The sequence below is a fragment of the Hymenobacter latericoloratus genome, from assembly GCF_014199535.1.
GTDB classification, from domain to species: domain Bacteria; phylum Bacteroidota; class Bacteroidia; order Cytophagales; family Hymenobacteraceae; genus Hymenobacter; species Hymenobacter latericoloratus.
This window is the reverse complement of record NZ_JACHNV010000017.1, coordinates 1-12,476: the sequence shown is the minus strand read 5'-3', so window position 1 is coordinate 12,476 and position 12,476 is coordinate 1. Positions and strand designations below refer to the sequence as shown.

Annotated in this window: 13 protein-coding genes; 4 read left to right on the top strand and 9 right to left on the bottom strand. The window is 56.3% G+C overall.

The window, feature by feature from the left end; translation table 11 throughout:
* The first annotated feature begins 1,114 nt into the window (after positions 1–1,114).
* Positions 1,115–1,321: a hypothetical protein gene (locus GGU46_RS21665; RefSeq protein ID WP_183405601.1), complete on the top strand. Its 207-nt coding sequence runs from the start codon at positions 1,115–1,117 to the stop codon at positions 1,319–1,321.
* A gap of 74 nt (positions 1,322–1,395) precedes the next feature.
* On the opposite strand, the gene GGU46_RS21660 is transcribed toward GGU46_RS21665, so the two are convergent.
* From GGU46_RS21660 to GGU46_RS21645, 4 genes are all read right to left on the bottom strand, one after another.
* Positions 1,396–1,941 carry a hypothetical protein gene (locus GGU46_RS21660; RefSeq protein ID WP_183405600.1) on the bottom strand — a complete coding sequence of 182 codons (546 nt, stop codon included), beginning with the start codon at positions 1,939–1,941 and terminating at the stop codon, positions 1,396–1,398.
* Between the two features lie 32 nt (positions 1,942–1,973).
* Positions 1,974–2,921 (bottom strand): relaxase/mobilization nuclease domain-containing protein, encoded by a 948-nt coding sequence (locus tag GGU46_RS21655; RefSeq protein WP_183405599.1) that lies wholly within the window; start codon positions 2,919–2,921, stop codon positions 1,974–1,976.
* Positions 2,918–3,310, bottom strand: coding sequence for a plasmid mobilization protein (locus GGU46_RS21650; RefSeq protein WP_183405598.1), 393 nt, complete (start codon positions 3,308–3,310; stop codon positions 2,918–2,920). The genes GGU46_RS21655 and GGU46_RS21650 overlap by 4 nt, the downstream gene beginning before the upstream one ends.
* 682 nt (positions 3,311–3,992) lie before the next feature.
* Positions 3,993–4,262 (bottom strand): hypothetical protein, encoded by a 270-nt coding sequence (locus GGU46_RS21645; protein WP_183405597.1) that lies wholly within the window; start codon positions 4,260–4,262, stop codon positions 3,993–3,995.
* 486 nt (positions 4,263–4,748) lie between these two features.
* On the opposite strand from GGU46_RS21645, the gene GGU46_RS21640 reads away from it, so the two are divergent.
* Positions 4,749–5,663, top strand: a complete 915-nt coding sequence (locus GGU46_RS21640; protein WP_183405596.1) for a replication initiation protein — start codon at positions 4,749–4,751, stop codon at positions 5,661–5,663.
* 4 nt (positions 5,664–5,667) lie between these two features.
* Here the strand turns inward: GGU46_RS21640 and GGU46_RS21635 are convergent, their stop codons facing one another.
* Entirely contained in the window at positions 5,668–6,213 is a 546-nt protein-coding gene (locus GGU46_RS21635) for a DNA-binding protein (RefSeq protein ID WP_183405595.1), read from the bottom strand.
* 292 nt (positions 6,214–6,505) lie between these two features.
* On the opposite strand from GGU46_RS21635, the gene GGU46_RS21630 reads away from it, so the two are divergent.
* Positions 6,506–6,736: a hypothetical protein gene (locus GGU46_RS21630; protein ID WP_183405594.1), complete on the top strand. Its 231-nt coding sequence runs from the start codon at positions 6,506–6,508 to the stop codon at positions 6,734–6,736.
* Positions 6,737–6,821: 85 nt separating this feature from the next.
* Here the strand turns inward: GGU46_RS21630 and GGU46_RS21625 are convergent, their stop codons facing one another.
* The gene (locus GGU46_RS21625) at positions 6,822–7,154 is read right to left on the bottom strand and encodes a type II toxin-antitoxin system PemK/MazF family toxin (protein ID WP_183405593.1); all 333 of its coding nucleotides are present in this window, start codon (positions 7,152–7,154) and stop codon (positions 6,822–6,824) included.
* Positions 7,142–7,402, bottom strand: a complete 261-nt coding sequence (locus GGU46_RS21620) for an AbrB/MazE/SpoVT family DNA-binding domain-containing protein (protein ID WP_183405592.1) — start codon at positions 7,400–7,402, stop codon at positions 7,142–7,144. Before GGU46_RS21620 ends, GGU46_RS21625 begins: the two co-directional genes overlap by 13 nt.
* A 132-nt stretch (positions 7,403–7,534) precedes the next feature.
* On the opposite strand from GGU46_RS21620, the gene GGU46_RS21615 reads away from it, so the two are divergent.
* A complete protein-coding gene (locus GGU46_RS21615; RefSeq protein ID WP_183405591.1) occupies positions 7,535–8,818 on the top strand; it encodes a hypothetical protein in 1,284 nt (427 codons plus the stop codon).
* Positions 8,819–10,160: 1,342 nt separating this feature from the next.
* On the opposite strand, the gene GGU46_RS21610 is transcribed toward GGU46_RS21615, so the two are convergent.
* Together GGU46_RS21610 and GGU46_RS21605 are read right to left on the bottom strand one after the other, a co-directional pair.
* On the bottom strand, positions 10,161–11,114 hold the full coding sequence (locus tag GGU46_RS21610; RefSeq protein WP_183405590.1) for an IS3 family transposase: 954 nt from the start codon (positions 11,112–11,114) through the stop codon (positions 10,161–10,163).
* Entirely contained in the window at positions 11,111–11,413 is a 303-nt protein-coding gene (locus GGU46_RS21605; RefSeq protein ID WP_183405589.1) for a transposase, read from the bottom strand. The genes GGU46_RS21610 and GGU46_RS21605 overlap by 4 nt, the downstream gene beginning before the upstream one ends.
* Positions 11,414–12,476 lie beyond the last annotated feature (1,063 nt).

Genomic DNA, 12,476 nt, shown 5'->3' with positions numbered 1-12,476 from the left:
TCTTCTTCTCAAAGTTCGGCTCAGCCGGATAACCTCTCTTTCGCTCCTGAGCCTAATTGTAGCTGTTGAGCCAGTAAAGGGATTCTCTAAGTCGGAGGTTTTCCCCTATTTGTTTAACAACACCCGTCGAATTCCTACGACATGTCTGAATGAAAGTGCCTCCTGTCTGGGGGAAACAGGAGGCACTTTCTTCGCAGAGTAGTCCAGATGTGGGGACGAACAAGCCATCCGGCCGGGGCCTTCTCGTGGAGCTACGTTAAGCACTCCACTACTTGCTTAATCTTAAGGGGCTCGACTAGCCTTGCGGCCTGGCAGCAAGAGTATATCCTCCTACGTAGTACTTGCAAAGCGCATCTCACGCATCTCAAGCGAGAACACCCTGGCCATGCGCCCGGGTGTTTTTGTTTTCTACTCTGCCCGGACCTCCCCGCGTGAGGCGCTTGCTGAGCAAGCGCGCTTCGATGACCATCCCCCTCGTCCTGGTTCACGTCGGAGACGTACCTGCTTGCCTGACTGCTGTTTACTGGAGTGGCAGTCAGGAAAAATACGGAGGGCACTTTCCGTGTTCGCCCCTAAAAAACCGTATTAATTCATAGCCTGTTTAGGCCGGTATCTCGTTTAAGAAACCAGCATTTCGCCTGACTAACTGCCTGTTCCAATGCCTGCGTCACTCGTTTCTGCCCGGCCTTCCGTACCAGACGTACTGCCTACGCCCCCCCGGTTACCGCGGGCTCCCCTCCCGGCGCCCGCGCCCACTTCGGCCTTCTGGCCCTTGACTGAACCGGTCGTACCCCAGGCATTGCCGGCCCCGCCCAGCTGGTTAAGCCTCTCCTAAGCGGCCGGGGCAGCCTACTATCGTTACACCTGCCGCCTAAGCAGGAAACAGGGTGCGCACTCTGGGAACATACGCATCGCGTATCCCCTGTACCTACCCGATCAGTCCTGAGAACACGAGAACGCGGGCTTACTACGCTAGCCTGCCTCACCTGCGCCTCCCTTCTGTACCACTCTCTCACCGACGCCACCTGGTGGTAGCAGGTGACGTTGACGCACTAGACGTCCTATGGCTCTTCCTGGCTTTAACACCTTTCGGCGGCTCCCGCTCCCCGACCAGATGGCCCTCATGCTGCTGAAAGCAACCTTCCTGGCCACCCGTTTTTCTCCGGAGGGAGCCCCTATCAACCTCTACTACCTGGGCAGTTTCTTTGCGGAGGTGCACTTGGATGCCAGGGTTACTCGTCTGCCCAGTTGTCGCTGCTTTGCCAGTAGCCTTCCCTTGGACGCCTATATCCGCGATATCCAGCTGCCGCCGCTGGTATAAGCCATGCCCAGCAGAGCACAGGAAAAACCTTGGTTCTCCTTACCTTCACTAAGCAAGAAGGCCAGCCAGGAACCCTACTTTCCTGGCTGGTGGAAGAGTTTTCGGGTCAGCGCGGGGTTCGCCTTGTTGAGCCGTAAATACCCCGACACCAGCCAATCACTGTTCCTTCGTTCCTGCGCTAAAGAATCCCGGTACGCCACGGCTATGTTGGTGACTTGCTGGGCCACCTTGTCCCGGTCCGCTTTAGCTTGCCAGGCCTGCACGGTGGCCACCGTCAGCCCCAGCACAAGCACCACGACGCCCAACAAGAGCCGCCAGTCGGTAAAGCCCCATACCTGGCCCACGACCGGCACACTCTTGGGAATCTGGTTTACCACCTGCTCTAACTGCTGAGTCCCCGTCGCCAGCGTTGTTTCGATCTTTTCCGGGGTCGTCAGGTGAGACTGTATCTGTTGGGCAAACCCCTCGTAGTTGATGGTGAAGCGCGTCCCCTGCTTGGCCTCCTGCAGCAGCTGTGCCACTTGGGCCTGGCTCACCGGCTGCCCCTGTTCCTGCACCCGTTTACTCAGGGCTTCAATCCCCTTACGGATGGCGTTGATATCTTCAAACAGCTCTTGCATAAGTTGTTACTAGGTAAATAGATATAACTGCTTCATTCACCGATACCCAGCCCGCGGTTTCTCTCCTGACCCGGTGTGCGTTCGGGCTGCTGCCGTTGTTTGGCCTGGGCGTACTCGGCCGCCAGCTTGGCCAGCGCGTAGTCCTGGCCCACCTGCTGCCACGGCTGGGCCGGGTCGTGGCCTAGCTCCCGGGCCTTGGCAAAGCCTGCTTCCAGATTCCCCGCGCTGTACTCCCGGCCTACCTGGCTGCCCTTCACCCGGTGCCCGTCCTGCGCGAACACCACCCCGGCCGGGCTTCCGTCCTTGCGCCGCGTCAGCTCCAGCTCGATGCCGCGCGGGCGCAGCGCCTCGCGCAGCTCGTCGAAGCTGCGGGCTTGGCCCGCCGTGTAGCTCAGGGCGCGGCCAATCTCCTGGCGGGCGCGGCTCCAGTCGGCCGACTGCTGCTCCTTCGGGGTCGTGGCCTGCTGCTGTTTCGGGGTCGGCCCGATTTCACGGGCCTGGCGGTGTCCTACCTGGTCGGCTACAATCAGCCCGTAGTCCTGCTCGATGCCCTTGCACACGTCCACGCTCCGGGAGCGAATAAACTGGTCACTCACTGTCTGTCCATCCAGATCCACCCGGTTCACCACCAGGTGCATGTGCGGGTGGGTTTTGTCCTGGTGCCGCACCACGGCCCACTGCGTGTTCTCCGGGTCAATTCGCAGCCCTTTTAGGTAGTCCTGGGCAATGCGGCTCATCACCTCATTGGTCAGCTTCTCCTTTTCCTCGACCGGAAAGGCCAGCGCGACGTGCAGCACGGCCTTGCCTAGTCCGGGCCGCATGGCCCGCACCGCGTCGAAGTCCGCCGCCATATGCTCGGCGCTGTCCGTGCGCACCCCGTGCGCGGCCAGCACCTCGGCCCCTTTGCCGGGGGCCTGCTCCTGCAGCACGTACCGGCACATGGCCCCGAACGACTGGTTCACCTTCACCTTGCCAATCATGATGCCTCACCCGTCAGCCGCTTTAGCAGCTGGTGCATCTGCCCGAGTACCGTCGTGGCCCCGGTGCGCTGGTCCTGGCCCAGGTGGGCCAGCTTCGTGAGCTGGTTCAGGTTCGCCGCCATGCCGGCCAGCTGCGCCAGCTGCCGCGCTTCTTCTGGGGTCGGCGGGGCCTGCAGTTTCGTAGCTGTGTTCTGTTTCCGCCACACCGACCGCAGCACTTCCCCCTGGCTCAGCTGGTACCGCTCGGCCTCGCGGGTTAGGCGCTCGTGCTCGGCATCCGTGAGCCGGACACTCACGACGTGGCGCTGTTTCTCGGCCAGTGGGCTAGCCTTCCGGCCTCCCTTACGGGGGCGGTGGGGAAGTGAATTAGGGGCTGTTAGGTCGGCCATAGGGAGGTCCCCGAAGGGGCAAGTGTAGTGAGCCCAACGGGCGAACGGGTTTTGGGGATTGCGCGAAGCGCGATTCACAAAACACATCTTGCGAAACACGTTGCGAAACACGTTGAACGAATCCAGAACAGCCCACAAGGTACGGCTCCCCGCACGCACGTGCAACCCTTGCGAAACACGTTGCGAAACACGTTGAACGAATCCAGAACAGCCCACAAGGTACGGCTCCCCGCACGCACGTGCAACCCTTGGCCCACTCTTTTCGCTGTGCCCCCGTTACGAGCTGCCAGTCTGGAATAGGCCGGGTATCTTTGGCCCACTTGCACGGTTGTCACCCCGCCAACGCATCGTCTGAAAAGACGAAGCCCCGGCTGCTGTAACAACCGGGGCTTCAGGAAGTGGGTGGATTCAGCACCCTTACTCCCGATCGAAGATGGGTAAACGTGCAAAGGTGAAACCCGCTAGCCAGGCTAGTTGGTTTCGCATCTCCCTCGAGTTGCTCAAGGCAGCCCTGGGGGGAGCAGTTCGAGCCGTGATTAGTCACTGGCTCGGGCATCCGTAGGATAACGGCGATCTGGGTTTCGGCCCGGGTCGCCGTTTGTATTTGTACGGGTGCCGGTTGTTTTCGGACAACGCAAATATAGCCCCTTTACGGCATTCACAACCCCTCGGTGGTCTCTGCCTATCCGGCAGCCTGTTCGATGCGCACAGCGGTGCATTCTGGGCATCGGGTGTGCAGTTGGGCAATGGCCTCAGGTAGCACCGTGTTGGTGGCAATGGGGCCCTGGTAGAGCGCCAGGCTCCAGGCGTTACCCGAGCCCACCGTGGTCTGCAGGAACTCTCGGGCCTTGGCCTTCGTGAAGGCCTCATCGCTGTAGGGCTCGATCTGGTAGAACTTCACCAGCACGGTGCCCAGCGGGGTATTGGTTAAGCGAAAGATGTGGTCAGCCATGGCACAAAGTACGCGTAGACAGTGTAAAACCGCGTCAAACGCCCCTTTTTGGAGGCCTAGGCAGTACAATTAAGTATTTGATTATCAAGTATTTAATGCTATTTTGTGCCGCGCCCAGTGTTGAAAGGCTTCGTGTTTGCTTTGCTTGTTTTTTGCTGACGGGCTGTTTTCGGTGGAGTGGAAACTACCCTTCTAAAAGCCCCTCGCCTGCACGTTCAAATATTTGTGACAATTCTTTTTCAATACTTGTTATTTGAGGGGCTTGTAACCCATTGAATAGCAATCAGTTGAAGCACTTAAAGTTGTCAAAAACTCCAGATAGGTTGTCAAAAACTCCGTGAAAGTTGTCAAAAACTCCGTGGATAGTTAGTCTAAAGTTGTCAAAAACTCCGTGGATAGGTTGATTAAAGTTGTCAAAAACTCCATCAAAGTTATCGCATTTAGGTTGCCGGTTGTTTTAAAATGGCAACTTTATACATTTGCTCTATGAAACCAGCTCACAGCGCTTTAGAAGGTGCGACCCTTTGGCAAGACAATGCTCTAACCGTCGCTCGCTATGAAATGACGGCATTAGAGAAGAACATTCTTTACATGGTGATGGCTAGCATCCGCAAAGACGATGCACCGAACACGATATACAAAGTGTCAGCCAAGGAATTAATGACGCTCACGGGTGAGCAGGTTCGGGCCTCTGATCTGCAAAAAGCGACCAAGAAGTTAATCACTCGCTATTTTGAAACGATTCTGCCTAGTGGTAATATGCTACAAGCTACGTTTGTAGCATCTGCCGAATACATCACGGGCCAAGGGATAATCGAGTTAGAGCTAAGTCAGAAAGTGCGGCCACTGTATGTAGAGTTGAAGGACCGCTTCACTACCCTGCAGCTGCACACAGCGCTAACCCTGAACAGTAAGTATGCTAAACGGCTGTACGAGTTGTTCTCGATGTACAAGAACTTGTCGGATAAGACCTTCCGCATTGACGTACAAGAACTGAAGGAGCGTCTGGACCTCATCGACGCCAAAACGGGCAAGGACCGCTATGAAAAGTGGACTCACTTCAAAAACCGGGTGCTTGACCCAGCGGAACATGAAATCAACGGCAAGGCAGACCTCTCATTTAGTTATGAGCCTATCAAACGCGGCCGTAGCGTGGCGCAGATTGAATTTACGGTCCAGTACCAGCGCGGTGCACCGATCGTAGCCTACGAGGGACCAAATGCGGCAGTATTTGGGCGCCTAACTATGCACTTTGGTTTGCGTCAAGACCAAGCAAATAAGGTACTCAGCCTGCACCAACTGACCGACATCAACAAGAAACTACACCAGATCCAGATTCGGATAGTCAACAACGAACTGGAAAATATAGGAGCTTACACCGCTAAAATCTTCGGAGTATAGCCGCCTACTTTCCGAACATACGTTGCCAAAAAGTCTTTTTTGGCTGTTCCACTATAGCTTCTATTTGGGGTGCTTCGCTTGGCTCTGGCAATCGTTTCTGCAACTCCCCTAGCTGCTCATTCTGCCGCAAAAGCAGCTCCTCAATATGCCCTATTCGCTGACTATTCATCTGACTAGTCAGCGCGTTTAGTACGTCGTTCTGCTCCAATAGGCGGTGTTGCAGCTGCTGAATCGTCTGATCTCGCTCCGCTAGCGCGGCGCGTAACTGGGCAACCTCCTCTAGGCTATTATCTTCTTTCACAGCTGTTTGCAGCTCCACCAGCGCGGGCTCGACTGGCGAATCTGCTACAACCGCCGCCCTATATTGATCTGCTAGAAATGCCTGACTAATCAAATAGGCATTGCCCTTGGGCGTCTTCTCAAGGCGCACATACTTGGTCGCGGCGTACTGTTTGACTAGTCGCCGGATAGTCTGTTCGGAGCGTTCGAACTCTTTAGCGGCTTCTTTAATAGTCAGAAATTTGTGACTAGTCAGGGGCGTAGACTTCATAGCAGAGTGGATAAGCAGAGACAGCAAACATAGGCTCCTTTCTGCTAAACATCTCACTCAAGGCTAATTATCTGACTAGTCTAACCACACTGTTTTTGACTAGTCAAAAGGTAAAATGACTAGTCAGATATGTAAACAGAGTATCCACTGCCTTATCAGGGTATTCATTTCTGACTAGTCATTCATCTATAGCTTGACTAGTCATACTGTAACGTTTTATTAACTAACCACTTATACCCTGCTTCTATTATCTTCCTGGCAATAAGAGTATCTTCCTTCTCCTCCTAGCCTAATGCCTACCTTAGTATTGAAACCAACCAATGTGCAGGACTTTCAACTGCTGCTCAGCCTGGCTCACCGCCTGGGAGTGGAAGTCTTACAAGCTCCCGCACCGGACGCAGCGCAGCTGGAGTCTCGCTTTTTCGCTCTGGCGGGTAGTTGGCAGTCCGAGGAAACAGGAGAGGAGTTGAATGCCCAGCTGCAGGCTGCGCGCCTGTCCAACCGTGGGGAGGTGACCTTATAAGTCTTGGGCGCGGCTAAAGCGTCTCACAGAACTTAGAGAGGCTCTTAGAAACAATGTATCTAAAGATCACGCTCGAAGTCACGTGTTAGTATTGGAACATCTCCTGCAGCCGGTCACAGACCTCCTGCGCCGTGGTGGTAGGCAGTGCTCCTAAGCGGCGTACCAGGCGGGTTTTGTCTACCGAGCGGATATGGTCGAGTGCGACCTGGCCTTCCTTGCCTTGAAAGATGCAATCCACCCGGGAAGGGTAGTCACGCCGGGTGCTGGTCAGGGCCGCAATGGTGACGGTGCGCAGGTAGCGGTTCATCTCATCGGGGGAGAGCACCACGCAGGGGCGAGTCTTGTTGATTTCGCTGCCCTGGGTCGGGTCGAGGTTGATGAGCCACACCTCGAAGCGCTGCACGGCTACCACTGCCATTCCGTTTCCTCAAAAGCCTCGTCTGAAAAGCCCTCCAGCAGCTCGCCCTCCGGGGCCTGGCCCTGGGCAATGGCCTGCTGAAAGCGCTCGTCCCAGCCCTGGCGGCGGGTCTTCACCACCGGCTTGATGAGCAGGCCCTCGGGCGTGGGCTGCAGGTCCACCTCGCCGGTGAGGTGGTACTGCTGCAGTAACTTCTTGGGCAGCACAATTCCCTGGGAATTGCCCACCCGAATCAGGCGCGTGTTCATGGATGCAAATGTAGGTACAATGTAATTACATTTGCTTGGGCCTGTTGGTTTCATTTGCTAGAAAGCAGCACCTTTAGACCCGCCAGCAGGTCTTTTCAGACCCTACCCAAAAGATGGTTGTTAAAACAAGGAATGTGTTTTCAGCTTCAAATGGTCTATAAGCGTTCTTTCTATGTCTTAGTCGCGGGCTTGTGCTTGCCTCTTGCCTCTCCCTTTGCCGCCGCTGGCCAGGCGACCACTGAAGCGATTCAGAAGTCCACTTACCAGTTTTCTCAGGCCATCGCCCAAACGGTAGAAGCCGCCGCCCCTACCCAACGCACAGCCGCCGCGGAGCAAGCGGCTGTGGCCTCCTCGTTCATTGGCGACTACCAAGCCGCGCTGCAGTACGTGGACCGCAACGCGCCCGCCATGCCGACCATTTCGAAGGCCGATAGCCTCTATTTTCTTCGCTTTCGACCCCAAAACGCCCGGGAGTACATCCTGACCAGGGCGGGACGCGAACGAATCGTGATGATTAACGAGGCTCACCACGTCCCCCTGCACCGCGTGTTTACGCTTTCATTGCTGGCTGGCCTCTACCAGCAAGGCTATCGTTACCTGGGAGCTGAAACGCTCAGCGAAGGGGACCAGGGGCTGGCAAAAAGGGGGTATCCGGTCACCAGCTCCACCGACTACGCTACTAACAGCGGCTACTACACAGCCGAGCCACAGTACGGCAACCTGATTCGCGAAGCCTTGCGCTTAGGCTTTACGGTATTTGCCTATGACGCCTTTCCGGACGTGCCCCCAGCCGACTTCGCCCGGCAACGCGAGATACAACAGGCCCGCAACATCCAAAAGGTCTTACAAGCCGACCCCAACGCCAAAATCCTGATTCATGCGGGCTACGACCACATTCGAGAGGATTCACTGGGCGGCAGCTGGGGCAAGGCCATGGCTGGACGCGTGAAGGAATTCACAGGCATTGACCCCTTTACTATTAATCAAGAAAAGCTAACCGAAAAAAGCGCGCCGCGCTTTGAAAACCCGTACTACAAGCTGGCGCAAGCGACGGAGGCCAGCGTATTCCAAAGCCCAGAGGGGCAGGTATTCGCGGGGCCTGTTGGCGCGTCCCTCTTTGATGTTCGGGTGTACCACCCCCCGACGCGCTATCACGACGGCCGACCGGATTGGCTGTTGCTCAACGGTCGACGCAAATCCTATATTATCCCCCGGCGCGCCCAATTGGGGGCGTATCCCTGCTTGGTGTTCGCTTATCGGAAGGAAGAGGATTCTCGCGTCGCGGTGGCGGCGGACATCATCGAATTACGCACCCCGCAAGACCGTACCGCCTTAATTCTGGAGCCGGGGAGGTACTTGCTTCGCTTCCAAGCCAGCAACGGCACCACGAAGCAAATGCCATTGCGCATCAAGTAAAAACAGGATTTTAGGGGCAGTGGGGAAGTGCAAAAAGTCCGCTCTCCATCTGGTTTCTGTCCCTTAACATAAGATTTGTTATAACGCCCACCTCGGAAAAGTGCCGGTTTCAACCCCTATAGTCGCTGTTCGTGAATTGTGGTACTTTGCCGGGGACCAAGCGCTAGTTTAGCGTTTACGAAACTCCGCCTCTCGGCGCGTTTCGTAAACCCACCATGTGTTGCAGTGGGCCACTAGCACCTAGTGCCGAGCAGTTGTGAGTGATTTACCCAACGGAGCGTTCACGGCGCCACCTTTTCCATCTTCATTTTCGCGAGCTTGCCTTTCCGGCCTGGAGGGGTGCACGGTTTCACCCGCGCGTATTGTTGCTGATTGCCACAACGAATGCTGTACACTGCTCCGTCGTTGTCCCCGCCAAGGTAAAAATCATTGTGGAGCATCTCCGTGGTAACGTAGGGAGTTAAGACGAGTGGTTCCGGTTGCTGGACTTGAGAGAGCAAGGCCGGGCTTTCGTCCAGACAAAGGAAAATCCGATTGCTGTACCGAAAATACCCCGTGCAGAAGCGGCCGGCCCTTACCCGTTTTAGGTCAACGGGGTAAATATTGACCAACGGCCTTCCGCTGATCAGGCATGAACTAAACAGGTACCCGATGTCTTGGCGGCAGTTCTTGTCGTTCTTGACCAGTTGCGCCAACAAGTTATCCAAGCAGGGGGAGGTTTGGTACCGGCGCAGGCGTATCACCGGGCCAGCTGTCGGCGCGTCGTTTGCCCCCCGCGTGGTATATAACGTGTCGGCCACGCTGCTCTTCTCATTCAAGTTCCACTGGACGGACTGCCCCAACGCACGAGTACCTAACAGGGGAAACAGACAGAGTAGGGCTGTGCAGAGAAAGAATTGGCGCATGATAGCAGATCCGATACAGCGTCAACAGATAGAATAAGCGTTTACCGAAACGGTGGTTCGAACAAGATAGGGCTTTACATGGTGACCTCACTTCTGTAGCTATGATGCTACCCGTACTGACGCGCGCGGCTAGGTCACTTAGCGCGGCGTCTCCTACTGCGGGTGGAATTCCTTAACCAATCCTTAGAGGTGTGATAAGGCTTGATTTTACGCCTCGTTATAAGGACTGATAAGCCGGGGTTATCAGGCCTTATAACCGAGCCAAAACAAACTCCTTGGTATCTTCCCCAATGGACACTCTGTTAGCGAAGATAGAATGCTGGATTCTCGATTGTGTAGAAAACGAGTACAGCTATCTGTGGGAGATTCGCTCCGTTATCGAGCAGCGTTTGTTTGGCGAGGACAAAGCGAAGCTGGACGAATACCTCTTCACGGGGCTATCTTCCGTTTTGACGCAGGGCTACGTGCAGGCCTTTGCGGGAATAGATTTTCGGGGTGAGGTGGTCTAGCTGAGCCGGACACAACTGGGACACGTTTTTGAGTTGGGTTTCGAAGTGGTTGGGCGAGTGGTAGCCGAGGGCGGAATGGCGTCGTTCGGCGTTGTAATAGGCGATGTGGTGGCCGATTTCAAGCTTGGCTTCGGCCAGGCCGGGAAAGGAGCCGCCGTCGAGCAGTTCGGCTTTGAATCGGCTCCAAAACGATTCGGCGTGCGCATTGTCGTAGCAGTTGCCGCGCCGGCTCATGCTCTGCACGGCCCCGTGACGGTCCAGTAGTTGCTTGAAGCGGGTGGCCGTGTACTGACTGCCCTGGTCGGAGTGCACGACGAGCCCGGCGGGGGGCCGGCGCACCACGAGGGCGCGCCGAAGTGCCTCGCTGACCAGGTCTTCGGGCATGGTGTCGCGCACGTCCCAGCCGACGATTTTGCGCGAGCAGCGGTCCAGCCACACGGCCAAATACAGCCAGCCGCCGCCCTGGCGGGGCAGGTACGTGATGTCGCCCACCCAGACCCGGTTCGGGGCCGTGGGGGCCGGCTGGCCGAGCAAGCGGTTGGGCGCGGCCCGGACAGCGGGGTCGGAATCGGTGGTGCGCGGCACGAACGAGCGGGGCTGTTGCGCCCGCAAGCCGTGCTCCCGGAGCACGCGGCGGATGCGCCAGCGCCCCACGGCATGGCCCTGGGCCTGCACTTCAGCGCGCAGCCGGCGCGTACCGTAGCGCTGGCTGTGGTCGGCAAACGTTTGGCGCACGGCTACTTGCCAAACCGGTTCGACCACCGGCAACTGTTGGCGGCGCTGCCACGCGTAATAGGCGGCCGGGGCCACGCGCAGCACCCGGCAGAGCTGGCGCACGGGCACCTGACCGGCGCGCTGGGCAATGTGCTGGTAGGTGCTCACCGGGTCGGCTGGCCGAAGATGACCAAGGCTTTTTTTAAAATGTCCAGCTCCTGCTCGGCCCGCTTGAGCCGGGCGCGCAAGGCATGTACCTCCGGGTCGCGGGCTACTTCCTCGCTGCCCACCTCCGCCACGAGCTGCGCCTGCTGCCAGCGGTAGAGCAGCTTGGGGCTGATGCCCAACTGCCGCGCAGCCGCCTGCGTGCTGCGGCTCTCACTGGCTAGGCGCAGGGCCTCGGCCTTGAAGGCTTCGTCGTATTTACGCCGTTTGTCGGGCGACGCCCCGTTGGGTTTTGCTGCCATAACAGAAGAAATATACGTCCTTCTTCTGTCCGGCTTAGCTAGACCACCTCATCCGATGCAATACCCCATTCCCACACTGCGCGCCTGCTAATTCAACACGTGTAGTACTCGCCAAAAATCAGACAGTTTAGGCGGGCTAACTTAGCCCATTTATGAACCCGAAACGTACCCGTCGCCGCTTTTGCACCTTATCACAATCATGCAGGCCAATTGACTAATGAGGTGGAGGTTTTCCCCTATTTGTTTAACAACACCCCCTATACCGATGCCCTAGCTAAGGCGGGCTTTTCGTGTGTGCTCAACGACACGCGCTCCGTCCGGGGACCATGGGACCACTCGATGGAGTGGGTGCTGAACGAGTGGGCTCCTAATGCGGCCCAAGCCGGTTTGCGCCACTTCTGCCTTCTTATAGCAGCGGGGGGATAAAATTACTGTAAGGCGTTTGTTGCCCAAAATAGCCCATGTTTACTACTGTAACATCTTCCTCACGGCCACAAACACGAAGATAGGCACCCATATTGGCCAAAGGATCGCGAGCCAAAACCCGGCGTAGCGAATAGGTTGGTCCTGTCCTGCGACTCCTAAAAGAGCGAACAGCAGCAGAGCGGATAAAAGGAGGATCTTTAGGGGGCGCATCCCCCTAAAGTATTCGCCCAACAGTATAAATCCTATCAAAGCCACCTACTTAAAGTCTCAAGCACAAGACCCTCTTACCCTAGACAGCTTCATAAAGTCACAACTTATTGAACTGCTCTAAAATGCGGCTTGCATAGCATAGAAAGGTTTAGAATAAGGCTCACAAAGACAGTCCAAAAACAAATGGCTTTTAGGTTCTTGAACCTAACTTACTGAGCCAAATTGAATCACTTTTCAGGATGTATCTCATTTATAGCCCAGATTAGTACTGCTTTCGGCTGATAAACGCCTTACAGTAATTTTATCCCCCCGCTGCTATAAGAAGGCCATGATGGACCTCCACCAGGTCGCTACCGCCCAAGATTACTACCATGCCGCCTTGATTTTTCAGCACGGGGAGACGGTAGAGGAGATATGGTCTGCGCAC

Excerpts from the sequence above, each read along its gene's own strand:
- GGU46_RS21665 (WP_183405601.1), top strand. The coding sequence starts at position 1,115 with ATGGCCCTCATGCTGCTGAAAGCAACCTTCCTGGCCACCCGTTTTTCT.
- GGU46_RS21660 (WP_183405600.1), bottom strand. The coding sequence starts at position 1,941 with ATGCAAGAGCTGTTTGAAGATATCAACGCCATCCGTAAGGGGATTGAA.
- GGU46_RS21655 (WP_183405599.1), bottom strand. The coding sequence starts at position 2,921 with ATGATTGGCAAGGTGAAGGTGAACCAGTCGTTCGGGGCCATGTGCCGG.
- GGU46_RS21650 (WP_183405598.1), bottom strand. The coding sequence starts at position 3,310 with ATGGCCGACCTAACAGCCCCTAATTCACTTCCCCACCGCCCCCGTAAG.
- GGU46_RS21645 (WP_183405597.1), bottom strand. The coding sequence starts at position 4,262 with ATGGCTGACCACATCTTTCGCTTAACCAATACCCCGCTGGGCACCGTG.
- GGU46_RS21640 (WP_183405596.1), top strand. The coding sequence starts at position 4,749 with ATGAAACCAGCTCACAGCGCTTTAGAAGGTGCGACCCTTTGGCAAGAC.
- GGU46_RS21635 (WP_183405595.1), bottom strand. The coding sequence starts at position 6,213 with ATGAAGTCTACGCCCCTGACTAGTCACAAATTTCTGACTATTAAAGAA.
- GGU46_RS21630 (WP_183405594.1), top strand. The coding sequence starts at position 6,506 with ATGCCTACCTTAGTATTGAAACCAACCAATGTGCAGGACTTTCAACTG.
- GGU46_RS21625 (WP_183405593.1), bottom strand. The coding sequence starts at position 7,154 with ATGGCAGTGGTAGCCGTGCAGCGCTTCGAGGTGTGGCTCATCAACCTC.
- GGU46_RS21620 (WP_183405592.1), bottom strand. The coding sequence starts at position 7,402 with ATGAACACGCGCCTGATTCGGGTGGGCAATTCCCAGGGAATTGTGCTG.
- GGU46_RS21615 (WP_183405591.1), top strand. The coding sequence starts at position 7,535 with ATGTGTTTTCAGCTTCAAATGGTCTATAAGCGTTCTTTCTATGTCTTA.
- GGU46_RS21605 (WP_183405589.1), bottom strand. The coding sequence starts at position 11,413 with ATGGCAGCAAAACCCAACGGGGCGTCGCCCGACAAACGGCGTAAATAC.